The following is a 22,504-nucleotide window of genomic DNA, read 5'->3' as shown; positions in this document are numbered from 1 at the left end:
TGAGTTTGAGGTTGGGCATGTCTGATAAAGAATTGTCATCATTGGATATTAATCGGGTTTTGGAGTGCTTGCCGCACCGCTATCCCTTTTTGATGGTTGATAAGATTGTTGAAATTGATGGAGACAATTCGGCCATTGGCATCAAAAACATCACGTTTAACGAGCCGATGTTTCAAGGGCACTTTCCCGGGGCGCCAGTGTTTCCTGGCGTTTTGATCATTGAGGGCATGGCGCAGACAGCCGGTGCGATTGTGATCGCCGAAGAACAAAAATCTGGCCAAAAACACTCAGTCTTTTTGCTGACAATCGATAAAGCTAAGTTCCGCAAACCAGCCGGGCCTGGTGATGTTTTGGAATATCACATCAAAAAAGCGCATCGCCGCCGCACAGTTGGCCGTTATGAGGCGCGCGCTATGGTGAATGGCGTTGTTGTCGCAGAAGCCGAAGTTGGCGCAATGATCGTACGTGACGAGTAAAATGACCCAAATACATCCCACAGCGTTGGTTTCGGCCGATGTTGAACTTGGCGAGAATGTCGTTATCGGCCCATTTTGTGTGCTTGAAGGCGACATAAAGATTGGTGCAGATTCGATTTTGCATTCGCATGTTGTTGTTAAAGGCCGTACGACTATCGGCTGCAATGCAGAGATTTTCCCATTTGCTTCAATTGGGCATCGGCCGCAGGATCTGAAATATTCAGGTGAAGAAAGCTGCCTTGTTATTGGTGATTATTGCACCATTCGTGAGCATGTGACGATCAACCCTGGAACTTCGGGCGGTGGACTTGAAACCCGCATTGGCGACCATGTGTTACTGATGGCTGGTGCCCATGTGGCGCATGATTGTCATTTGGGAGATCACGTTATTATGGTCAACCAATCTACGTTGGCCGGACACTGCCTGGTTGATGAATATGCAATCGTTGGTGGCTTGAGTGGAGTGCACCAATTTGTGCGCATTGGGGCGCACGCCTTTGTTGGCGCGATGAGCATGGTCGAGAATGATGTTATTCCTTATGGCTCAGTTCTTGGAAACCGCGCTTATCTGGGGGGATTGAACCTTGTTGGGTTGAAGCGACGCAATTTTGACCGCGAAGAAATCCACACGCTGCGTGCGGCTTATCGCATGATCTTCTCCAATGAAGGCACATTGCGTGAGCGCGTTGAAGACGCGGCGGAGCTTTTTGAAGGGCATAAGCTGGTTGAAGATGTGGTTGCGTTTGTGCGCAAACCTTCCGAGCGTGCGATCTGTATGCCGAAAAATGGCGTCGATTTAGGATCATGATTAAGCTGGCGTTGCTTTTGGGCGAGGGCGCCTTGGCGCGTGCCGCCTATGAGGCGGCGCAGCAAGAGTTTGGTTCTGACAGCGTTGCTGGCTTTGCCCTTTGTCGGAAAGCTTGGCCTGAACTGCCTTTGTTTGATCTTGATGATCTTGGAGCTGCCATTTCGATGACAAAACAGGCCGCGCCAGAGCTTATTAGCGTGGCCGGGCGTGTTGATCTTTCGCCTGAGCGTCGCGACAAGATGGTGGCCAGCTTACATTCCGCACTGCCGGAAGTGGCGCGAGATACAAGTGATCTTGGCTTAGAAATCTTGTTTGGTGTTGTTGCGCAATTGATTGGTGCGCGTCCAATCGGTGTGCATGAATTTGCGGCACGTTTGCTTGCCGCTGAGGGCCATTTGTTCGGCCAAGAAGCGGATGTGAACTCCGAAATTTACAGTAAGTTGCTTACAGCGACACGAAAGTTTGGTGAAACCGATTTAGGCCAATCGCTCGTCTTTGCTGGCGTTCAGCCTGTTGTGGGCGAAGATATTGCGGGTACGGATGCGTTGTTGCATCGCGTGAAGGCACTTGCGACGCATACGCCATTTGTGGGTGAACTGACTTTGGTGAAGGCGAAGAAACCGCAGCAGACTGGTGTTGGTGATTTGCCGACTATTGGACGTCGAACCGTTGAACTTGCTGCCGAGGTTGGCATTTCTACCATTCTGGTGGAGGCTGGTGCAACTTTGGTGCTCGACCAAGACGAGTTGGATGCACTTTGTCATAAAACTGGTGTCCGTATCATAGGAGCTCAGTGATGCGGCTGTTTGTGGTGGCAGGGGAAAGCTCCGGCGACAAGTTAGCAGCGGGCCTAGTACAGGGGTTAAAGGCCCATAAATCGCTCGACTTATCTGGTGTGGCGGGACCTGCGCTTGAAGCGGCAGGCCTGAAGTCTTTGTTCGCCATGTCGGACTTGGCGGTTATGGGCTGGCGCGATGTTTATTTGCGACTACCGCTCTTGCTGTGGCGCTTGAAGCAGACCGTGGATGCCATTGTGAGGCAGAAACCAGATTTGGTGTTGCTGGTCGATTCTCAAGAATTCTCCCAACGTGTTGCAGCTGGAGTGCGCAAGGCGCTGCCGGATATGCCGATTGTGTTGTATGTCGCGCCGTCAGTTTGGGCTTGGCGGCCGGAGCGGGCGCAGAAGATCAAGCCCCTATATAATGAGATTTTGTCTGTTCTGCCATTCGAACCGAAGGTTTTTGCAGATTTAGAAGGGCCAAAATGCAGCTATGTCGGTCATAGTGCAGAACATTTGGCTGAACTTGCTGGATCAACGAATAGAGAAAACCTGTTGCTGTTGCCTGGTTCTCGTGCGGGTGAGATTGACCGTAATTTGGATGCTTTGTTGACGGCACACTCCAAACTGCAGCAGTTCGAAAATGCTGACCTGATCACCGTCGAGCATTTGCGCAAGCGACTTGAGCGGCAGGTGCGCAATCATAAGATTTCGATTTCCAGTGGGCGAAGTGCTTTCGAACAAGCCTTAACGCATGCGCAGGTGGCTTTAGCGGTGAGCGGCACCGTGACATTGGAACTGGCATTCGCTGACGTGCCGCACATTCTTTTTTACGTGGCAGATAAGAAACTTGGTGCCCATTATGAACAGGTAGGTCGTCCATTGGTTGGGTTGCCGAACATTTTGTTGCAGCGAGAAATTGTGCCTGAAATTGTAGGCACTGAAGCGCGGACCGATGATTTGCTGCAGGCCGCTAAAAATTTGGCTGATCGAGAAGATGCCCGGGCAGCACAGCGTGCGGGATTTGAAGAAATTCGGGCTCTAATGAAAGAAGGGGCGCCAGAAGCGCCCCGTCAAAATCCGGTAGAACGGATACTTTCTTATATTTAAGGCGCTTAGCGCTCTGAAATATCCGTGTAATCGCGAGATGTCGCGCCAGTGTAAAGCTGGCGAGGACGACCGATTTTCTGTTTTGGATCGTCGATCATTTCTTTCCACTGTGAAATCCAGCCAACGGTCCGAGCCAATGCGAAGATTGCAGTGAACATAGATGTCGGGAAGCCGATCGCATCCAAGATGATGCCTGAATAGAAGTCTACGTTTGGATAGAGCTTCTTCTCGATGAAATATTCATCTTCCAACGCAATCCGCTCAAGCTCTTGGGCAACTTGCAATGTTGGGTTGTTTTCAACACCAAGCTCAGAAAGCACTTCGTGTGCAGTTTGCTGCATCACTTTCGCGCGTGGATCGAAGTTTTTATAAACGCGGTGACCGAAGCCCATTAGACGGAACGGATCGTTCTTGTCTTTGGCGCGTTCAATAAATTCAGGAATGCGATCCACAGAGCCAATTTCACGCAACATGTTCAAGCATGCTTCGTTGGCGCCGCCGTGTGCAGGGCCCCAAAGCGAAGCAACACCAGCTGCGATACATGCAAATGGATTTGCATGTGAAGAACCAGCCAAACGCACAGTTGATGTTGACGCGTTTTGCTCGTGATCGGCGTGGAGCGTGAAGATACGATCCATCGCGCGTGCCATGGTTGGGGACACCACATATTCTTCTGCCGGCACAGCAAAGCACATGCGCAAGAAGTTGGCGGCGAAACCCAAATCATTACGTGGGTAGATGAATGGCTGACCAACTGAATATTTATAGGCCCAAGCCGCGATTGTAGGCATTTTCGCGATCAAACGGTGTGATGCGATAACGCGCTGCTGTGGGTCTGTGATATCAGTTGAGTCATGGTAGAACGCAGACATTGCACCAACGGCACCACAAATGATGGCCATTGGGTGAGCGTCGCGACGGAAGCCTTCGAAGAATTTCACCATCTGCTCATGAAGCATTGTGTGGCGTGTGATCTTTTCTTCAAATTCCGCAAATTCTGCTTTGCTCGGCAAGTCACCATTCAGCAGAAGATAGGACACTTCCAAGAAGCTTGATTTTTCTGCCAATTGTTCAATTGGATAGCCGCGATAAAGCAATGTGCCTTGGCCACCATCAATGTAGGTGATGGCTGACTCAGTTGAGCCAGTTGATGTGTAGCCAGGGTCAAATGTGAAATGCCCGGTTTTGGCATACAAAGTGCGGATATCGATTACGTCGGGTCCAACAGATCCTGACAATACTGGGAACTCATAGCTTTCGCCATTTAGCTCTAATTTTGCAATCCGATCGGTCATGAATAGGCCTCCTTCAAGATTCAAAAATGACTAAAGTTGTACGTCCCCACTAACGTCAAACCCGTCTACCCAAGAGTTGGGTTGGGATTGAGGTATCGGATTTGTTCCCGTTTAGCAAGTTACCGATAGGGAAAGTTCCGATACCCTAGGTATTTATACCTTAGTCGTCTCTTTTAAGCGTGAAATGCTTTCGTCTTTGCCGAACAATTCCAGCACATCAAAGCACCCGGGTGATGCGGCTTTGGCTGTTAGCGCTGCACGCAGAGGTTGCGCTACCTTGCCAAATTTCAGTTCTTTTTCTTCCGCGAAATTGCGCATCACTTCATTGATCGTGTCGTGGTCCCAGCTTTCAATGGCTTCAAGAGCGGGCTGCAAGGCACGTAGCATTTCTACTGACTCTGGATCGAGGGCCTTTTCTGCCTTCTCTTCAAATTGCAGTGGCCGTTGCGCGAAAATGAACTCGGCGCCTGTGATCAAGTCTAACACAGTTTTGGCGCGAGGTTTCAAAAGGGGTAAGGCCTGAAGCACAGTTTGCTCGTGCGCAAGAAGGCCAGCTTTTTGCACTTCGAAACCAAGCTCTTCTGCCAAACCTACCATCAAATCGAACAGGCGCTGATCGTCTGCCTCTTTGATATAGTGCGCATTGAGATTTTCCAGTTTGGCAAAATCCATGCGGGCGCCAGCTTTGTTGAGGCCTTCAAATGAGAACCACTCAATAAACTGTTCTGAGCTGAAGATTTCTTCGTCGCCATGTGACCAGCCCAAGCGCGCGAAATAGTTACGGATTGTTTCTGGCAGATACCCCATTTTGCGATATTCACTTACGCCCAACGCGCCGTGGCGTTTGGACAGTTTTGCACCATCAGGGCCATGAATAAGCGGTGTATGTGCCATCACCGGTACGTTCCAGCCCAATGCATTATAAATGATGGTTTGGCGGGCAGAGTTGGTGAGGTGATCGTCACCGCGCAAAATGTGGGTGACGCCCATATCATGGTCGTCGACGACCACAGCCAATTGATAGATTGGCGAACCGTCTGACCGCAAGATGATGAAATCATCTAGGTTTTCAGCTTTGAAGGTGACTTTGCCTTGCACTTTATCATCGATGACGATTTCGCCTTCAAGCGGTGCTTTTATGCGCACCACAAATGGCTGGCCAGCAGGAGCGTCTGCGTCAGTTTTGTCGCGCCAACGACGGTCATAAAATGCATTGCGGCCTTCGGCGCGGGCTTTCTCGCGCATTTCTTCCAGCTCTTCTGGGGTGCAATAGCATTTATAGGCGTGGCCGCTATCCAGCAATTGCTGGGCGATTTCTTTGTGCCGCTCCAGATTTTCAGATTGCATGATAGGTTCGCCATCATAATCCAATCCCATCCAATCCAAGCCATCGATAATGGCGCGGATGGCTGGTTCGGTTGAGCGTTCCTTGTCCGTATCTTCAATGCGCAACAGCATTTGACCGCCCATGGATTTCGCCAAAGCCCAGTTGAAAAGGGCCGTGCGGGCATTGCCAATGTGCAAGAAGCCAGTTGGAGACGGGGCAAAGCGGGTGATGATCTGTTCGCTCATGAAACACTCATTTTGGAAAAGTTGGAGAATTTTGCTTGCCTGTGTACCATAGGTGACGATTTGCGCAAGATCGGGATGTTGCGTGACACTTAAAGATACTGAGTTAAAGCCATTTTTTATCCGGAAGCAGCCGCCATATTTTGGGTTAAGCGCTAAGGATAGCCAAGTTAGATTTCAATCGGGTGACATTGCCGTCGCTCGGCCCGTTGTCGACGCCGCCATTTTTATGCGTCGGCGGGTCGTTTTGCTGCCATTTGCGATGATATTGGGCATTTGCATTTATAGCTTGCTGCCGCTAGAGCCGCCATTTTGGCTGTATGGCATTCTAACTATTGTGCTTTTTACGCTGTCACTGATGATGAGAAACTGGATTGGGCGAAATATCGCCTATGTTTCTGCCTTTGTGCTGATGGGCATCAGTTTGATGAGCGCGACTGCATTGATGCGCGGCACTGAGATGCTGGCTTTTCCAACTGCTGGGCAAATTGAAGGGCACATCACCGAATTGGAAATGCGTCCTGATGGAGGTCGGCGTATTGTTTTGCGACTAAATGATTTGCGTCCACGCGCTTTGGATAATGTCCGGTTTGTTCGACTAACAATTTCGGAAAAGCATTTAGGCGATGTGGTCTTAGCTATGGGGGATGTGGTTTCAGTGCGCGCGCGCTTTATTCCGGTGCCCAAGCCATCCTATCCCGGCGCCTATGATGCGCAATTTCATGCTTATTTTGGTGGTATCGGTGCTTATGGCAGCACGCTTGATCCGGTTAGCGTTCGGCCTGGTGATCCGACATTGTGGGATGACCTCCAAACCGCCATCTTTGATTTAAGGGCGCGGATCGGGGAGCGATTTTCCGCAGGAATGAATGCGCAGGATGCCGCGATTGCGCGGGCATTGATCATAGGCGACCAGTCGGCGCTTGATCCGGTTTTACGCGATGAAATTGCCGTGAGTGGCTTGGCGCATTTGTTGGCGATCTCGGGTTTGCATTTGAGCTTGGTGGCGGGCGGTGCATTTTTTGCCTTGCGATTTGTGCTTGCCTTGCCATTTGTGCCGCACAATGTGCCAGCCAAGGCGATTGCGGCTGTTGCTGCGATGGCCGCGGCGCTGTTTTATCTCGGCATTTCTGGTGCGAACATTGCCACACAGCGGGCGACGATCATGCTTATCGTGGCTTTTATTGCCGTGCTGGTCGGGCGTCGGGCCATTACTTTGCGCAATGTCGCGCTTGTATGTTTGCTGATTATCTTTGTGTATCCCAACGAATTGTTTAAGCCGGGTTTCCAGCTTTCTTTTGCTGCCGTGGCGGCATTGGTCGGGGCATATGAATGGAGCAAGAGCTTTAGACGTAATGATCGAATTTGGCCGAGATGGGCAAAATTTTTGAGTGGATTAAGCCTGACAAGCCTGATTGCTGGCTTGGCTACTGCACCGATTGCGGCTGTGCATTTCAGTCAATTCGCACCTTTTGGTTTGTTTGCCAATCTAGTTGCCGTGCCCTTGGTTGGTTTTCTGGTGTTGCCGACACTAATCGCGGCCTGTTTGTTGATGCCATTGGGGCTGGAGCTACCGTTTTTGTGGGTTGCCGGGTGGGGCATTGAACAGGTGGTGGCGATAGCGATCTTTTTCACCGAACTTGGCGGTGAGTGGACTTATGTGCCTCCAGTTGCGGGATGGGTTTTGCCGCTTTGTGGTGTGGCTTTGATGTTGTTTTTAATTGTACCGAATGTCTGGCGTTTTGTGCCGCCCATTTTGGCAGCTTTGATGATTAGCATTTTTGGACAAGCGGTAACGCCAGACATTCTTATTTCGGATCAAACCCGATCTGCTTTTGTAAAACAGGATAGGGGCGAATGGGCACAGATTGACCGGATTGGCAATAATTTCACGACGCGTGTTTGGGCGGAGTGGCTGGGCGTGGATTTGGAAGCACAGGAGATTGCGGGCAATTGCGATGATCGCGGGTGTATCGCAGAGGTGAGGGGCATCAAAGTGTTGTTTGCCCGCGATAAGGCTGCAGTGTTAGAAGATTGCGGGCTCGTGGATTTGATAGTTGAGCAGGATTCGCTTTATCAAAGTTGTAAGCGAAGTGTGTCGTTTGTCCGCCACTGGGATGTGCGCCGATGGGGTGCCGCAGCTATTTATATACATGACAGCAGATCAGCCGCCGATGCGCCCAATATTCGAATTGAGCATGTGATCAAGGATGCGAAACGCACATGGCGTATTCGCAACGACTGATCTGCACCAACGGTTGAAATTTAATATTTGCGGAACAGACCCACAAGTCGCCCTTGAACAGACACTTGGTCTGGCCCGAAAATGCGGGTTTCATAGGCGGGGTTGGCAGCTTCCAACGCGACAGAGTTGCCTTTTTTGCGCAGGCGCTTCAGGGTTGCTTCTTCACCATCAACCAAAGCAACAACAATTTCGCCATTGGTGGCGGTTTGCTGCTTTTTGATCAATACCGTGTCGCCATCAAAAATGCCGGCATCGATCATCGAGTCGCCGCGCACTTCCAGCGCATAGTGCTCGCCACCTGCAAGCATTTCCGGCGGTACGGCAATGGTGTGGGATTGTGTCTGAATGGCCTCAATCGGCACACCAGCGGCAATGCGGCCCATAACCGGGATATGAACAGGCATCTGTCCATCATCATGTGCGCTTGAGGCGCTGGGCTTGGGTTCGGGCGATTTGCCCAAATTGCCTTCGATTACGCTCGGCTCAAACTTGGCTTTTTTGCCGCCTAGTGAAGGGTTCATGCTGTCTGGCAAACGAACAACTTCCATCGCCCGTGCCCGATTTGGCAAACGGCGGATGAAACCGCGTTCTTCCAGTGCGGTAATAAGGCGGTGAATGCCGGATTTTGATTTGAGGTCCAACGCGTCTTTCATCTCATCAAATGATGGGGGAACGCCGCTTTCTTTCATCCGTTCATGAATAAACATCAACAGCTCATGTTGCTTGCGGGTCAGCATTGGACTTCCTTTTTTAGAATCGGAACAAATGTTGAACAACCATAGCTGTTCTTTTTATGTTCCGCAAGTGTCATTGGATGAATTCAAAATTACTTATTTATATCCGTGGCTTATGTTTTGACGGTGAGTGTGTCTATTGTTGCATTATTGCAACTCCATTTGCCTATATGTACAAATTGTCGCACCCTGTATGGACAGATGAATGCGAACCACTTATAGGCGATAGTGTAAGTTTAACTGAGGTGTCACCCTTTTCGGGAACCACGACGCCGCAACCAGCAAAGGGGACTAATATGAACCTTAATCATATCCTTCGAACCTCCCCGGCGCGTTTCACGCCGGTTTCTAAATAACCGACGTTCTTTCGAGGACGTCATGACCGCGTCCTCGCTGTCAACTTTATAAACTCCAACCCTTCTTAGGTGCCTTTGCGCCCAAGGACTCAGCTTTAATCGTGCGCTTTTGCGCGGGTTTCCGCGTGTCCGCGTGCATTTTGTCAACTCCAATTTTGGGGAGCGAACGCGGCTGCGCGTTTGTCTGGAAAAAATGAAAAAACAATACGCTTTAACACTGACTTATTTCGAACGATTAGGTTTGGCTTGGCGCCAAATCTTCAACCGGCGTCAAGCCAACAATGCGGCAATTAAACGTCGCATAGCTCGTCGAAATGTTGAAGATTTGAGCGCACATATCCGTCGGGATATTGGGCTATAAACTGAAGGGGGCATTTGCCCCCTTATTTTTTCAACTGGTGACCTGCTTGGCCTTTTGTGCGGCTGGTGAGAAAAAGAAAGCCAGAATGAACAAGATGGTCATAATCAGCACAATTGTGGGGGCTGGTGCACTGTCCAAATGGAAACTGATCAAAACACCAGTGAAGGCGCTGAACACTGCCACGATGGTTGCAATGATCAGCATTGGCCCCAACTTCCGCGTAAGCAGATAGGCGATGGCGCCTGGTGCGATGAGAATAGCAATGGCCAGAATAATGCCTACGGCTTTGAGTGCTGCGACCACGATTAGGGAAATTGCGGCGAGCAATCCATAATGCAGCCAACGCACGGGAAGGCCGATGGCGGCGGCATGTTGCGGATCAAACACATAAAGCTTCAGGTCTCTCCAGCGGGCAATAACCAATACAGTCAAGATCAGGGCGATGATGCCGGTTTCCAAGATATCCGAATTGCTGGTGCCGAGCATGTTGCCGAACAGAATGTGATCAAGGTGCACATCCGTTTCGATTTTGGTGTACAGCACCAAGCCAAGCGCAAACATGCCGGAAAAGACAACGCCCATAATCGTGTCTTCCTTCACGCGGCTATTTTCTTTGAGATAGCCAGTGCCTAATGCGCACACCATGCCAGCGACAAAAGCGCCGATGGCGAGCGGAATCGCCAAGATATAGGCGATAACGATGCCCGGAAGAACGCCATGGGCAATGGCATCGCCCATCAGGGACCAGCCTTTAAGGACAAGGAAGCAGGACAATAATGCGGCGGGAATGGCCACCAATATGGCAATCACAAAGGCGCGTTGCATAAAGGGAAATTGGAAGGCCAGAAGGCTAGTTTCAATCCATTCCATCTTAGCTTACCTCCGCCATGCGCCGCGCACGTTGGGCGCGAAGGCCGTGTTTGGGGGCAAACACAAAGGCTGTGAGAAAGCACAGGGTTTGCAACACAACGATGATGCCGCCTGTTGCGCCGTCCAAGAAATAGCTTGAGTAGGCCCCAATGATTGAGGTGAGTGCACCAATGGCGATGCTAAGCCAAATCAGCACGGGGAAACGATCTGTCAGCAAATAGGCAGTTGCGCCGGGGGTGACCACCATGGCGATCACCAAAAACGCGCCAACGGTTTGCAGCGCCGCCACAGTGGCAGCGCTCAACAGGGTGAAGAAGATCACTTTGAGCAGATTTGGGCGTAGACCGATGGAGCGGGCATGGTCTTCATCAAAGAAAACAGCGAGAAAATCTTTCCATTTCGCCCCGAGAACAATGAGTGTGATCGCGGAAATGATCACCAATTGCAGTGTATCCGTCGGGGTGATGGCCAGCACATTGCCGAGCACGATGGTCTGAATGTTCACAGATGTCGGCGATAGCGAAACCATAAAGAGGCCAAGGCCGAAGAACGATGTGAAAATCAGGCCAATAATTGCATCTTCGCGCAATTTGGTGCGCTGATTTAGAAACAGCATTGCTGCGGCGGCCAAACCGCCAGAGAAAAAAGCGCCGATGGAAAAGGGCAGGCCCAACATGTATGCGCCTGCCACACCGGGCACGATGGAGTGGGACAAGGCGTCACCAATCAGCGACCAGCCTTTGAGCATCAAATAGGCGCTCAGGAAAGCGCATACGGCGCCAACCAATCCGGTGACCCAGATGGCGTTGCGCATATAGCCGTAAGAAAAGGGTTCCAACAATAGGTCAATCATTGGATTTGTCCGACTTGGTTTGGGTTTCCATGCTGTCATGTTCGCCATAAAGCACCAATGGGCGCTCGTCATCAGTGATGACCGCGAATTGGCGGGTGTCTTCATCATCATGCAAATCAGAGCCGCCCAGTACAAAGTGGCGCAGGACGCCGCCGAAGGTTTTTTCCAAATTTGCTTGGGTAAAGGTCTCTTCGGTCAAGCCAAAATCAAGCACTGTGCCTTTGATGAGCACAGTGCGATCACAAAATTCGGGCACAGAGCCCAAATTGTGAGTGGAGACCAGCATGACTTTGCCTTCATCGCGCAGGTCGCGCATGAGCTGGATGATGGTGTCTTCCGTTTTTACGTCGACGCCGGTAAAGGGTTCGTCCAGCAAGATCACTTCGCCTTCTTGCGCCAAAGCGCGAGCCAAAAAGACCCGCTTTTTCTGGCCGCCAGATAGTTCGCCAATCTGACGTTTTCGATATTTCGCCATATTAACGCGATCAAGGGCTTGGTCCACCAGCTCTTTGTCGCGTTTTGAGGGGATGCGGAAAAAGCCCATTTTGCCGTAGCGGCCCATCATGACCACATCTTCAACCAGCACGGGGAAATCCCAGTCGACATCTTCGCTTTGCGGCACATAGGCTACGAGATTTTTGCGCAGGGCTTCTTCAACGCTTATGCCAAGGAGTTTCACGCTGCCTTCGGCCACCGGCACAAAGCCCATAATGGCTTTAAACAAGGTGGATTTGCCTGAACCGTTGACGCCCACAAGCGCGGTGATTGTGCCACGCGGAATTTGGAAGCTAGCATCCTTCAGGGCCGTGTGGCCATTGCGATAGGTGACGGTGACATTGCTGACTTTAATGCCACCATCGGCAAGTGCGGTCATATCATTCATTGGGAAAGACCTTCAGCAATAGTGCTGGTGGTGACGCGCAGCAAATCCAGATAGGTTGGGACTTCGCCGCCCTGATCAGTCAATGAATCTACGTAAAGGATGCCGCCATATTTTGCGTCAGTTTCGCGCTCTACTTGTTTGGCAGGGGCATCTGACACGGTGCTTTCGGAAAAGACAGCGCGGATATTGTTTTCGCGTACATTGTCAATCACGGCGCGCACCTGCTGTGGTGTGCCTTGCTGGTCAGCATTGATTGGCCATAGATACAGTTCTTTCATGCCAAAGTCGCGCGCGAGATAGCTAAAGGCACCTTCGGATGTGACCAACCAGCGCTCATTCTCCGGAATTGCGTTCAGCTTTTCACGGATGGGGGCAATGACACTGTCGATTTCCGCTTTGTAATTCTCAGCGTTTTCAAGGTAAATGGCTGCATTATCCGGGTCATGTTCCGCAAAAGCTTTGGCGATATTGTCGACATAGATTTTCGCGTCCGTTGGCGACATCCACGCATGTGGGTTTGGCTTGCCGGAATAGGGGCCGGAGGCAATGCCCATCGGCTCAATGCCGTCAGTCACCACCACGCTTGGAACATCGCGTAGGTTTTCGAAAAATTGCTCGAACCAAAGTTCCAAGTTCAGGCCGTTCCAAATGACCAGATCCGCATCTTGCGCTTTGATGATGTCTTTCGGTGTAGGCTGATAGTTATGGATTTCCGCGCCCGGCTTGGTGATGGACACAACTTCTGCTGTGTCGCCAGCCACGTTTTTTGCCATGTCGGCGATAACGGTAAATGTGGTCACAGCTTTGAATTTGTCTTGGGCGTGCGCGCCCAACGTCATGCTGGCAGTGACGGCGAGGGTGGTCAAAACTTTTAGCAAGGAATGCATTTTGTGCGACTCTCATTTGGATATTTGGTCTTTAATCAAGCTATAATGCAATTGAGAAGCGTTCGCAACTAGCAATTTTGTAAATTATAAAATTATCTGAAATTGTTGGGGTATTGAAAACAGGAATGAGTGTTTTTGCGCTCTGTTAACCCTGCAATCATTCAGTTGGTCGCGTTAATGCAAATGCAAAGAGCTGAGGCGAATATGGGGACATATTCAATTTTTCTCAGAGGTTCGCGTGACACCGAGACGCCCAAGCCGCATTGTTTTTTCCGTAGGTGCAATTTTTTCTGCCTTTATCATTTTGGTGATCGCGTTTGTTATTTCCAGCCTGTTCGTGCTGAATGTGTCGAGCAAAGCGGCCAATGAGTTAAAACTTGCCGCAGACAAGCGGGCGGTGACGAACCTTATCGACCGAGAGGTGCACGATGTTGCACAGCGCCTTTCAGAAGTGGCGTGGTGGGATGAAACCGTGGCCGCTACAGGCGAAGAACTAGACATGTCGTTTTTCGAAGATGCTTTGTTGGGCTGGTTTCCGAATGAATATGGCATTGATCGGTCGGCTTTGGTCGCAACTGATTTTTCCTTGCGTTTACACGCGGATGGCAAAAAGTTTGTGACCAGTGTGCGGGCGGAATCGTTTTTATCGCAGACCAGAGATTTGGTGGCGAAAGCGCAAATGAGCTATTTCGAATTGCGTTCAGGTGAGGGCGGCGAGTTTTGGTTCGACGGCAATCCTGTAAATGGTGAAACCCCGCTTTTTGTATCTGACTTGCGCAAAATCGATGGGATCTATGGCATTGCCGTTGCGCAGGCGGTGGTGCCGGACGGGGAGCTCACCTTGCCCGATGGATCGCCACAAGTGCTGGTAGCATTTCGTAAATTTACGCCAGAACGTATCGCTGAATATTCGACAGAGATTGAACTAAATGGCTTGGCAATTTCGTCTAACGCGCCAGCGAATATGGAAAAGGCGATTGCCTATAGTTCTAGCCGGGTTGGCCCTGCCATTTATGTGAGCTGGATTTCTAGCCTGCCTTCAGATGGCATTTGGAAAAATTCTATGCCGGCTCTTGGTGCGATGCTGGCGACGATTTCGCTGGTGATGTTGGGCATTACCATTGCTTATGCACGGCTTGTCTATCGCACGCGCCAAGCGGAAGCGCGCAATCGCTTTTTGGCGGAGCATGATAGTTTGACCGGATTGTCGAACCGGGCGCTGTTTGACCGGCGGTTGCAGGCTGAAATTGGCGAGGATCGCATGGGTAAATGTGCGGTGCTCTGTATCGATTTGGATCGCTTTAAACCGGTGAATGACACGTATGGACACCAGGCTGGCGATGAAGTTTTGCGGATTGTGGCCCAGCGCATTGAGACTGCGATTGGTGATCGTGGCCTTGTGGCAAGACTTGGTGGTGACGAATTTATTGCGCTGCTGTGCGGTGTGGTTGAAAAAGACCAAATCATGCTGTTGTGCGACAATATCATTGAGCAGATTTGTCAGGAAATTTCATTTGAAGATCATGAGCTTTATGTCGGCGCAAGTGTTGGTGTGGCGTGGTGGCCAGATGATGGGAAAACTGCGGACATGGTGATCCGTAGTGCAGACCAAGCCCTTTATCGCGCCAAAGAGCTTGGGCGTGGTCGAGCGATTAGAGCAGATGAAGTGAAACCTTCAGTCAAGCTGGGTTTGGTGAAGCAAAGCTAAGCAAGCGAACGCATTGCCCATGGCATGGGTAGAAACTGCACAAGACTTCCGCTTTCCTGAGTGTCAGCGAATGCTGCTTGCACAATAAATCCGTCGCATTGGCTCATCGAGGAGAGATGGGCACTATCCGTTTGCGCAATCGGGTCGACTGACAATTGGCCTTCATCTTTGACGAGGCGTGCACGTCGGTAGAATTGGCGTGGGCCATTCTTTGGCAGTTCAGCACTTAACGGCAATGTGATCAGTGGCGCTTCCGGGTTTTGGCCTAGAAATGCGCGAAGTGCAGGTTGCACAAAAACGGTGGCGGTGACCAAAGCAGAGACTGGATTGCCGGGAAGGCCAAAAATTAGGGTTTTCCCTAATTTGCCAAACATGAGCGGTTTGCCCGGGCGCACAGCGATGCGCCAGAAATCGAGTTCTGCGCCGATGGCTTTGAGCGCGGGCAGCATATAGTCTTTGTCGCCAACGCTTGCACCGCCAGTAGTGACTAGAATTTCCGGCTCATCTTTTAAGGCTTCGCGCAATTTGGTTTCGAGCTTGTCTTGTTCATCAATGGCGACGCCGAAATCTTTTACCGTTGCGCCAGCTTGTTCGAACAGCGGCGTGAGGCCGAAGCCGTTGGAAGCATAGATTTGGCCTGGTTCAAGCGGTTGACCTGGCTGCACCAACTCGTCGCCTGTCGCGAGCAGGTGGACGCGTGGCTTTTGATAGACATGCACGTGCGGATGACCCGCGGCGGCAATCAGTGACAGATCGAATGGATTGAGGCACTTGCCGGGAAAAACGATGGTTTGGTCTTTTGCAAAATCATTGCCTTTCCAGCGGACATTTTGCCCTTCCTGCACATCATCATTCAGGGTGATCATATCACCGTCGACGGTCACTTTTTCCTGCATGATGACGCTGTCTGTGCCTTTGGGCAATTCGCCACCAGTATAGATGCGGGCGCATTCTCCGGACTGCAGCGGACGCGTGAATGGCGTGCCTGCGGCGGCGATGCCGATATTTTTGAGCTTTGTACCGCTTTGTCCGTCAGTCGATTTGAGGGCATAGCCGTCCATGGCGGAGCCATTAAACGGCGGCTGGCTGGTGAGGGCGATCACTGGTTCGGCAAGCGTACGATCTAGTGCATCGCTCAGATTGATCTTTTCAGATGTTGTTGGGGAAACGCGCTTCAGGATATCAGCGAGGGCCTCATCCACAGGCTTGAGATTTTGCATGTCAGCTCCGTTGATAGTCGCCGGATTTGCCGCCACTTTTGGCCACCAATTCGGTTGGGCCGATCACCATGGATTTGTCGAGTGCTTTAGCCATATCGTAAAGAGTGAGGGCGGCAATGCTGGCTGCCGTGAGCGCTTCCATTTCTACCCCAGTTTTGCCTTCAACCGACACGGTGGCTTTGATGTCGAACCGTGGTGCGTTTTCAGCGGGGGTGATCTCCACCTCGACCTTATTGAGCATAAGCGGATGGCAGAGCGGGATCAGGTCTGATGTTTTCTTCGCGGCCATTATGCCCGCCAAACGGGCAGTGCCGAGGGCATCGCCTTTTTTCAGATCGCCTTGATTGACTGCATCAAATGCAGCTTGTGCCATGGTGATAGAAGATTGGGCGGTTGCGATCCGCTTGGTGGGGGCTTTGCCGCTCACATCGACCATATTGGCCTCGCCTTGCTCATTTAAGTGCGTGAGGCGATCTTTGGCCATTATTGTGCTCCGGTCAGCAGGGCGCGCGTGGCTGCTTCCACATCATCGTGGCGCATCAGGCTTTCGCCCACCAAGAAAGTGCTGACATTGGCTTTCTCGCCCAACATTTGCACATCTGCGTGGGTGAAGATGCCACTTTCGCTGACCAGCAAGCAATCGTCCGGCACATTTTTGGCCAGTTCGATGGTGGTGTCCAAAGTGGTTTCGAAGGTGCGCAAATTGCGGTTGTTGATGCCGATAAATTTGGAAGGCAGCTTGAGCGCGCGGTCCAGCTCTTCAGCGTCGTGCACTTCAATTAGCGCGTCCATGCCCCAATCGAGGGCTTCTTCAGTTAGGCGCAACGCATCATCGTCATTGAGTGCGGCCATGATGATCAGGATGCAGTCGGCGCCCCATGCGCGGGCTTCGGCAATCTGATAGGGCTCAAACATAAAGTCTTTGCGCAATACGGGTAGATCAACCGCTGCGCGGGCTTCAATCATGAAGTCTGGTGAGCCTTGAAATGAAGGCGTGTCAGTCAAGATCGACAGGCACGCGGCACCGCCAGCTTTATAGGCTTCGGCGTGCGCTGGTGGGTTGAAATCTTCTCGGATCAAGCCCTTGGAAGGGCTAGCTTTTTTGATTTCTGCAATCAGGCCGATTTCATTGGCTTGTTTTTTGGCTTTGAGCGCAGAAAGAAAGCCGCGAGGCGCAGATTGCATCTTCGCGATGGCCTCGATGTCGGCAAGCGATGTTTGTGCTTCAGCGGCGGCAATTTCTTCGCGCTTATAGAGTTCGATTTTTTTAAGAATATCTACGCTCACGATTGCGCCACTCCGTTTGACACTTTGACCAGCTCGGCCAATTTTTCTTTGACCTTACCGCTATCGACTAATTCTGCAGCAAGTGCCACGCCAGCTTTCAGATCAGAAGCTTGTCCGGTCACAATAAAGGCGGCGGCGGCGTTGAATAGGGCAATGTCGCGATAGGCGGATTTTTCACCATCGAACAATTTGCGCATGGCTTCGGCATTTTCTTCTGGTGTGCCACCCAACAAATCATTGAGATCAGCGACAGGCAGGCCGCCATCTTCTGGGCTGACCTCAAATTCACGCACCTTGCCATCTTTGATTTCGGCCACGTAGGAGTGGCCCGTTGTGGTGAGTTCGTCTAGGCCATCGCTGCCATGCACGACCCAAGCAGAAGTGGCGCCGTTTTTCAGCAATGCATCGGCAACCGGACGCACCCATTGTTTGTCATAAACGCCAAGCAGATATTGCTTTACGCCAGCGGGGTTAGATTGCGGACCCAAAATGTTGAACAGCGTGCGCACGCCCATTTCTTGGCGTGATGGGCCAACAAAACGCATGGCGGCATGGTGGTTTGGGGCGAACATAAAGCCAATGCCCGCTTGCTTGATGCAATCGCCAATCTGGTTGGCTTTAAGATCAAGCTCCACACCAAGCATTTGCAGCGCCTCTGAGCTGCCAGAGCGTGAGGAGAGGGCCTTGTTGCCGTGTTTTGCCACAGGCGTGCCGCTGGCGGCCACGATGATTGAGGCGGCGGTCGAAATATTGTAGGTGCCCACGCCATCGCCGCCAGTGCCGACGATATCAATGGCGTTTTCGGGCGCGTCCACGCGGGTCATTTTTTCCCTGAGGATCGACACAGCACCCGCGATTTCTTCCACGGTTTCGCCTTTGACCCGGAGGCCCATCAGAAAGGCGCCGATTTGGGACGGGGTTGCATCGCCGGACATGATGACATTCATCGCTTGGCGCATTTCATCCATGGTCAAATCTTGAGCATCAGCAAGTTTGTTCAAAATGGGTTTAATCGTCATTTTAACCTCGCTCGGCACTCTTGTTGAACGCATCTGCAATTTCCAAGAAATTGCTGATCATTTGCGCACCGCTTTCTGATGCGATGCTTTCCGGGTGGAATTGCACCGAATGAATGGGCAGGATTTTGTGGGCTACAGCCATTATCATGCCATCGTCTGATTTTGCGGTGACTTCAAGATTATCGCCAATGGTTTCCGGGTCAAGGGTGAGGGAGTGATATCTGGTCGCCACCACGCCATCTTGGTTTAATCCCTTGAACAGGCCTTCGCCATTGTGACGCACCTTGCTGGTCTTGCCGTGCATCAGTTTTGGTGCACGCACCACATCTGCGCCGAAAACTTGGCCGATGGACTGGTGACCAAGGCAAACACCGAAAATTGGAATTTCGCCACCAAACCGTTCAACAACTTCAAGGCAGATGCCTGCCTCATTCGGTGTTTTGGGACCTGGTGAGAGAATGATGGCTTTTGGCGCCTTCTCCGCGATCTCGTCGGTAGTGATTTTGTCGTTGCGGAAAACTTCAATATTGGGGTCAACCGAGCCGATCAGATGCACCAGATTGTAGGTGAAGCTGTCATAGTTATCGATCACAAGAATCTTGCTCATTGGCCGATCTCCGCTTCATCTGCATAGCGCAGGGCTTCGTGAGCCGCGCTGACCAGCGCACGCGCTTTGTTTTCACATTCAAGCTGTTCAAGTTTTGGATCGCTGTCTGCCACAATGCCTGCGCCAGCCTGTACGTGGATTTTGCCGTCTTTGATGACGGCGGTACGCAAGACGATGCAGGTGTCCATCCAGCCATCGGCGCTGAAATAGCCAACACAGCCTGCATAGATGCCGCGGCGGTGTTTTTCCAGCTCGTCGATAATTTCCATGGCGCGGACTTTCGGCGCGCCGGAAACGGTGCCTGCTGGAAAGCCGCCGCATAGGGCATCGATATTGTCCAAGCCTTTTTTCAGCTTGCCTTCAACGTTCGAGACAATGTGCATGACGTGGGAATAATATTCGAGGAAGAAGCTGTCGGTGACTTCTACAGTTCCGATTTCAGCCACGCGGCCCACATCATTACGGCCCAAATCGAGCAGCATCAAATGTTCTGCCAGCTCTTTTGGGTCGTTCAACAACTCATCCGCCAATTCGCGGTCTCGTTCTTGCGTTGCACCGCGTTTGCGGGTGCCTGCGATGGGGCGAATGGAGACTTTTTCGTCTTGTACACGCACAAGAATTTCCGGGCTAGAGCCAGCAATGGCGAAGCCTTCAAAGTCGAGGAAATACATGTAGGGTGACGGATTGGTGCGGCGCAAGGCGCGATAGAAGGCGACAGGTGGCAATGTGAAGTCTGCGGTGAACCGCTGGGACAGCACAACCTGAAAAATATCGCCTGCAACGATATATTCTTTCGCCTGTGCCACCATTTCTTTGAATTGTTCTGGTGACGTGTTGGATTGGAAATCCAATTCCGCGCTTTGATCTTCGGTGCCGCCGCGCTGTACAGGCTCGTTTAGACGCTGTGTTGCATCGTCTAGCCGAGTGTTGGCCGCCTCAAACGCCATTTTTGCGCTCACATCATCTTGTGGCCGCACGGGGGTGGCGAAATAAAGCTCGTCTTTAATGGTGTCGAAGACAGCGAGAATAGACGGACGCATCAGGAGCGCGTCGGGCGCGCCGATTGTATCGTCTTTTGTGTCGGGAATATCTTCCATCTCGCGTACCATGTCATAGCCGAGATAGCCGAAGATACCGGCTGACATTGGCGGCAAATCCATGGGGATTTCCAGCGCGGATTCAGCCAGAATCTCACGCAAGGCATCCAACGGTTTGCCAGACATGGGTTCAAAGTCGTCTGGTGCGAATTTGGGATTGCGGTTGATTGTGGCTTGGCCGCGATCAATGCGGAACAGCAAATCAGGTTCCATGCCGATCATGGAATAGCGCCCACGGGTGGCGCCACCATGCACAGATTCAAGCAAAAATGTGTTTTTACGTCCCGCCGCCAGCTTTAGGTAGGTGCCGATTGGGGTTTCCAAATCCGCAACGATGCGACGCCACATAATCTGACTGCCGCCTTTTTCATAGATTGAAGCGAAGGCGGCATAGTCAGTATTTTGCATTTTTTTGCCCTACTTTATTGGTCGAGAGACAGGATCTGGTTGAGTGTGCCTTGGTTGATGCTTACGCCCAAATCATCCCGACGTGCGGTGATGAATTGCTGGTAAAGATCATCGGCAACACTGTCAGACAGTGCGATAAGATTATCTTGCTCAATGTCGCTTGGTTCAGCGGCGGTGATGCCAGTCACCTGGAACACCAAATATGTGCCGTCTGACAAGCGCACCGCGTCTGCATGGCCTTCACCGCCAGAGAATGCAGCAGACGCTACATTTGCGGTGATGAATGAGCCGTCACCGCGACGGGTGAGGGGCAGAGAAGGTTGCGCGATCTGGCCAACTTCAGAGGCAACATCAAAGATGGCTGTGCCATCATTGATTTGTGCCACCAAAGCATCCGCTTTTTCTGCCAGCGCTTGAGCGCGTTGGGTTTCTAGCCATGCGGTTTCAAGCTCTTCACGCACTTCTTCCAAAGTGAGGTCGCGTGCGGTTGTTTCTTCCAACAAATCGAACCAGGCCATGGCATTTGCACCGATGGTCACCGCTGGCAACAAGGCATCTTGCTCGGCATTGTTGATGGCGGTGAGTAAACGTTCTTGGCCTTCTGCTGGCAGGTCATTCACTTCATTCAAGCCAACGCCAGACTGGGTGATTTCGATTGTTTGCGTTTCAAGGCCCACTTCGGCAGCAATTTCACTGATGGGGCGCAATGTGGCGCGTTGCTCTTCAATCTCGTCAATCTTATCGAGAATTTGATCACGCGCCTTTTTAGCATTAACGCGGGCCAGCAATTGTTCCTGAGCTTCCTCGAAAGACAATTGTGTTTCAGGCACGATATTGCGCACCATCACCGCAACTTTGCCTGTTGCGGCGTCAGCAATGGTCAAGCCTTTGTCACCATCAAACGCGGCAATTGCGATTGCTTCATCTTCAATTTGGTCGCGCGTGATTTGACCCAATGGGGTGGCGGAAATGCCGAAATTATTGACCGCGAGGATTTGATCAAGTGACTGACCTTGTGCGATGCCCTGCACAAGTGTTGCAGCTTGCGCATCGTCATTCAGGCGCCATAGCGTCACGTTGCGTGTTTCCGCCGTTGTGAGTTGATCGCCTGCGGCTTCATATTCGGCGCGCAATTCTTCTTCGCTTGCTTCCAATGAGCGGGCCAAGCTTTCTGGGGTCAGCACCAAAACATCAATCTTCTTTTTTGCTTCAGCGCGATATTGAGCTTGGTTTTGCTCAAGATAGGTTGTGAGCTGCTCTTCTGTCGGCGCTTCAATTGTGTCCAGCACATTGGTCGAAATGGTGAAATAATCGATTGTGCGGGTATCGTTTTGAACGCGATTTGAAATTTGCAAGATGGTGGCAGGGGCCATTGCGCCGCCAAACAGACCACGAATAACTTGCGAGCGCTGCACTGATTCAGCCTGCGCATCGATATATTCGCTTTCGGTGAAGCCGTTCTGGCGCAGCATTTGAGTGAACTGCGCACGGTCGAACACGCCCAGCGTGGTCGCAAAGTTTGGATCTTGCGCGATCATTTCAGACACCATTTCATCTGATGCGCCAATGCCATAGTCGGCAACCATTTGATCCAGCGCTGCATTTGACGCCAATTGATTGAGCACAGAACCCGGAATGCCGAACGCCATTGCTTCTTCAGGTGAAGGCTGGCGGCCGGTTTGGCGGGTGATGTTGTTCAATTGCTGGCGGTAAGCGCGATCAAATTCCACAGCCGATATAGACTGATTGCCTACACGGGCAACCGAGCTGGAGCCTAGATTTGTGAAGACATTTGCGATACCGAACAAGCCAAAGCTCAAAATAAGAAGGGCCATCAGAATCTTAGCCACCCATGTGTTCGAGTAGCGTTTAAAGGTATCAAGCATAGTCTATCCGTTTATTTGTTTGCTGTTTCAGAACCCCGGTCACGAGC

The 22,504-nt window shown here is 51.5% G+C and carries 20 protein-coding genes; 6 read left to right on the top strand and 14 right to left on the bottom strand.

Features of this window, described 5'->3' with window-relative positions; all coding sequences use genetic code 11:
* The first annotated feature begins 17 nt into the window (after nt 1-17).
* The 4 genes from fabZ to ATL17_RS01755 are packed head-to-tail and all read left to right on the top strand — an operon-like array spanning nt 18 to nt 3,172.
* On the top strand, nt 18-476 hold the full coding sequence (gene fabZ / locus ATL17_RS01770) for a 3-hydroxyacyl-ACP dehydratase FabZ (RefSeq protein WP_133571060.1): 459 nt from the start codon (nt 18-20) through the stop codon (nt 474-476).
* Nucleotide 477: 1 nt separating this feature from the next.
* The gene (lpxA, locus tag ATL17_RS01765) at nt 478-1,284 is read left to right on the top strand and encodes an acyl-ACP--UDP-N-acetylglucosamine O-acyltransferase (RefSeq protein ID WP_133571059.1); all 807 of its coding nucleotides are present in this window, start codon (nt 478-480) and stop codon (nt 1,282-1,284) included.
* The gene (lpxI, locus tag ATL17_RS01760) at nt 1,281-2,081 is read left to right on the top strand and encodes a UDP-2,3-diacylglucosamine diphosphatase LpxI domain-containing protein (RefSeq protein WP_133571058.1); all 801 of its coding nucleotides are present in this window, start codon (nt 1,281-1,283) and stop codon (nt 2,079-2,081) included. The genes lpxA and lpxI overlap by 4 nt, the downstream gene beginning before the upstream one ends.
* The gene (locus ATL17_RS01755; RefSeq protein WP_133571057.1) at nt 2,081-3,172 is read left to right on the top strand and encodes a lipid-A-disaccharide synthase; all 1,092 of its coding nucleotides are present in this window, start codon (nt 2,081-2,083) and stop codon (nt 3,170-3,172) included. Before lpxI ends, ATL17_RS01755 begins: the two co-directional genes overlap by 1 nt.
* A 5-nt stretch (nt 3,173-3,177) precedes the next feature.
* Here the strand turns inward: ATL17_RS01755 and gltA are convergent, their stop codons facing one another.
* Both gltA and gltX read right to left on the bottom strand, forming a co-directional pair.
* On the bottom strand, nt 3,178-4,467 hold the full coding sequence (gltA, locus tag ATL17_RS01750; protein ID WP_133571056.1) for a citrate synthase: 1,290 nt from the start codon (nt 4,465-4,467) through the stop codon (nt 3,178-3,180).
* Nucleotides 4,468-4,620: 153 nt separating this feature from the next.
* A complete protein-coding gene (gltX, locus tag ATL17_RS01745) occupies nt 4,621-6,039 on the bottom strand; it encodes a glutamate--tRNA ligase (RefSeq protein ID WP_133571055.1) in 1,419 nt (472 codons plus the stop codon).
* Between the two features lie 82 nt (nt 6,040-6,121).
* Here gltX and ATL17_RS01740 point away from each other — a divergent pair, with 82 nt between their 5' ends.
* Complete coding sequence (locus ATL17_RS01740; protein ID WP_133571054.1) at nt 6,122-8,281, top strand: ComEC/Rec2 family competence protein; 2,160 nt, start codon at nt 6,122-6,124, stop codon at nt 8,279-8,281.
* A 20-nt stretch (nt 8,282-8,301) separates the two neighbouring features.
* On the opposite strand, the gene lexA is transcribed toward ATL17_RS01740, so the two are convergent.
* From lexA to ATL17_RS01715, 5 genes are all read right to left on the bottom strand, one after another.
* Nucleotides 8,302-9,018: a transcriptional repressor LexA gene (gene lexA / locus ATL17_RS01735; protein ID WP_133571053.1), complete on the bottom strand. Its 717-nt coding sequence runs from the start codon at nt 9,016-9,018 to the stop codon at nt 8,302-8,304.
* Between the two features lie 744 nt (nt 9,019-9,762).
* Nucleotides 9,763-10,602 carry a metal ABC transporter permease gene (locus ATL17_RS01730; protein ID WP_133571052.1) on the bottom strand — a complete coding sequence of 280 codons (840 nt, stop codon included), beginning with the start codon at nt 10,600-10,602 and terminating at the stop codon, nt 9,763-9,765.
* Nucleotide 10,603: 1 nt separating this feature from the next.
* A complete protein-coding gene (locus tag ATL17_RS01725; RefSeq protein ID WP_133571051.1) occupies nt 10,604-11,455 on the bottom strand; it encodes a metal ABC transporter permease in 852 nt (283 codons plus the stop codon).
* Nucleotides 11,448-12,338 (bottom strand): manganese/iron ABC transporter ATP-binding protein, encoded by an 891-nt coding sequence (locus ATL17_RS01720; protein WP_281275847.1) that lies wholly within the window; start codon nt 12,336-12,338, stop codon nt 11,448-11,450. The genes ATL17_RS01725 and ATL17_RS01720 overlap by 8 nt, the downstream gene beginning before the upstream one ends.
* Complete coding sequence (locus tag ATL17_RS01715; protein ID WP_281275875.1) at nt 12,335-13,177, bottom strand: metal ABC transporter substrate-binding protein; 843 nt, start codon at nt 13,175-13,177, stop codon at nt 12,335-12,337. Before ATL17_RS01715 ends, ATL17_RS01720 begins: the two co-directional genes overlap by 4 nt.
* Nucleotides 13,178-13,463: 286 nt before the next feature.
* Between ATL17_RS01715 and ATL17_RS01710 the strand changes: the two genes are divergently transcribed.
* Nucleotides 13,464-14,933, top strand: a complete 1,470-nt coding sequence (locus ATL17_RS01710; RefSeq protein WP_133571049.1) for a diguanylate cyclase domain-containing protein — start codon at nt 13,464-13,466, stop codon at nt 14,931-14,933.
* Here the strand turns inward: ATL17_RS01710 and ATL17_RS01705 are convergent.
* Genes ATL17_RS01705 through ATL17_RS01675 form a run of 7 tightly spaced genes read right to left on the bottom strand, consistent with a single transcriptional unit; the run spans nt 14,930 to nt 22,457 of the window.
* A complete protein-coding gene (locus tag ATL17_RS01705) occupies nt 14,930-16,153 on the bottom strand; it encodes a molybdopterin molybdotransferase MoeA (RefSeq protein WP_133571048.1) in 1,224 nt (407 codons plus the stop codon). The genes ATL17_RS01710 and ATL17_RS01705 overlap by 4 nt on opposite strands.
* 1 nt (nt 16,154) lies before the next feature.
* Entirely contained in the window at nt 16,155-16,637 is a 483-nt protein-coding gene (gene moaC / locus ATL17_RS01700) for a cyclic pyranopterin monophosphate synthase MoaC (protein WP_133571047.1), read from the bottom strand.
* Nucleotides 16,637-17,440, bottom strand: a complete 804-nt coding sequence (trpC, locus tag ATL17_RS01695) for an indole-3-glycerol phosphate synthase TrpC (RefSeq protein ID WP_133571046.1) — start codon at nt 17,438-17,440, stop codon at nt 16,637-16,639. Before trpC ends, moaC begins: the two co-directional genes overlap by 1 nt.
* Nucleotides 17,437-18,459, bottom strand: coding sequence for an anthranilate phosphoribosyltransferase (gene trpD, locus ATL17_RS01690; RefSeq protein ID WP_133571045.1), 1,023 nt, complete (start codon nt 18,457-18,459; stop codon nt 17,437-17,439). Before trpD ends, trpC begins: the two co-directional genes overlap by 4 nt.
* 1 nt (nt 18,460) lies before the next feature.
* The gene (locus ATL17_RS01685) at nt 18,461-19,066 is read right to left on the bottom strand and encodes an anthranilate synthase component II (protein ID WP_133571044.1); all 606 of its coding nucleotides are present in this window, start codon (nt 19,064-19,066) and stop codon (nt 18,461-18,463) included.
* Nucleotides 19,063-20,571 (bottom strand): anthranilate synthase component I, encoded by a 1,509-nt coding sequence (gene trpE / locus ATL17_RS01680; RefSeq protein WP_133571043.1) that lies wholly within the window; start codon nt 20,569-20,571, stop codon nt 19,063-19,065. Before trpE ends, ATL17_RS01685 begins: the two co-directional genes overlap by 4 nt.
* A gap of 14 nt (nt 20,572-20,585) precedes the next feature.
* Complete coding sequence (locus ATL17_RS01675; protein ID WP_133571042.1) at nt 20,586-22,457, bottom strand: peptidylprolyl isomerase; 1,872 nt, start codon at nt 22,455-22,457, stop codon at nt 20,586-20,588.
* Nucleotides 22,458-22,504: the final 47 nt, after the last annotated feature.

The sequence above is a fragment of the Maritalea mobilis genome (assembly GCF_004363175.1).
Classification (GTDB): Bacteria; Pseudomonadota; Alphaproteobacteria; order Rhizobiales; family Devosiaceae; genus Maritalea; species Maritalea mobilis.
This window is presented reverse-complemented; position numbering and strand designations above follow the sequence as displayed.

What these genes read in the sequence shown, in the direction of transcription:
- fabZ (WP_133571060.1), top strand. Translation starts at nt 18, where the DNA reads ATGTCTGATAAAGAATTGTCATCATTGGATATTAATCGGGTTTTGGAG.
- lpxA (WP_133571059.1), top strand. Translation starts at nt 478, where the DNA reads ATGACCCAAATACATCCCACAGCGTTGGTTTCGGCCGATGTTGAACTT.
- lpxI (WP_133571058.1), top strand. Translation starts at nt 1,281, where the DNA reads ATGATTAAGCTGGCGTTGCTTTTGGGCGAGGGCGCCTTGGCGCGTGCC.
- ATL17_RS01755 (WP_133571057.1), top strand. Translation starts at nt 2,081, where the DNA reads ATGCGGCTGTTTGTGGTGGCAGGGGAAAGCTCCGGCGACAAGTTAGCA.
- gltA (WP_133571056.1), bottom strand. Translation starts at nt 4,467, where the DNA reads ATGACCGATCGGATTGCAAAATTAGAGCTAAATGGCGAAAGCTATGAG.
- gltX (WP_133571055.1), bottom strand. Translation starts at nt 6,039, where the DNA reads ATGAGCGAACAGATCATCACCCGCTTTGCCCCGTCTCCAACTGGCTTC.
- lexA (WP_133571053.1), bottom strand. Translation starts at nt 9,018, where the DNA reads ATGCTGACCCGCAAGCAACATGAGCTGTTGATGTTTATTCATGAACGG.
- ATL17_RS01730 (WP_133571052.1), bottom strand. Translation starts at nt 10,602, where the DNA reads ATGGAATGGATTGAAACTAGCCTTCTGGCCTTCCAATTTCCCTTTATG.
- ATL17_RS01725 (WP_133571051.1), bottom strand. Translation starts at nt 11,455, where the DNA reads ATGATTGACCTATTGTTGGAACCCTTTTCTTACGGCTATATGCGCAAC.
- ATL17_RS01720 (WP_281275847.1), bottom strand. Translation starts at nt 12,338, where the DNA reads ATGAATGATATGACCGCACTTGCCGATGGTGGCATTAAAGTCAGCAAT.
- ATL17_RS01715 (WP_281275875.1), bottom strand. Translation starts at nt 13,177, where the DNA reads ATGACGTTGGGCGCGCACGCCCAAGACAAATTCAAAGCTGTGACCACA.
- ATL17_RS01705 (WP_133571048.1), bottom strand. Translation starts at nt 16,153, where the DNA reads ATGCAAAATCTCAAGCCTGTGGATGAGGCCCTCGCTGATATCCTGAAG.
- moaC (WP_133571047.1), bottom strand. Translation starts at nt 16,637, where the DNA reads ATGGCCAAAGATCGCCTCACGCACTTAAATGAGCAAGGCGAGGCCAAT.
- trpD (WP_133571045.1), bottom strand. Translation starts at nt 18,459, where the DNA reads ATGACGATTAAACCCATTTTGAACAAACTTGCTGATGCTCAAGATTTG.
- ATL17_RS01685 (WP_133571044.1), bottom strand. Translation starts at nt 19,066, where the DNA reads ATGAGCAAGATTCTTGTGATCGATAACTATGACAGCTTCACCTACAAT.
- trpE (WP_133571043.1), bottom strand. Translation starts at nt 20,571, where the DNA reads ATGCAAAATACTGACTATGCCGCCTTCGCTTCAATCTATGAAAAAGGC.
- ATL17_RS01675 (WP_133571042.1), bottom strand. Translation starts at nt 22,457, where the DNA reads ATGCTTGATACCTTTAAACGCTACTCGAACACATGGGTGGCTAAGATT.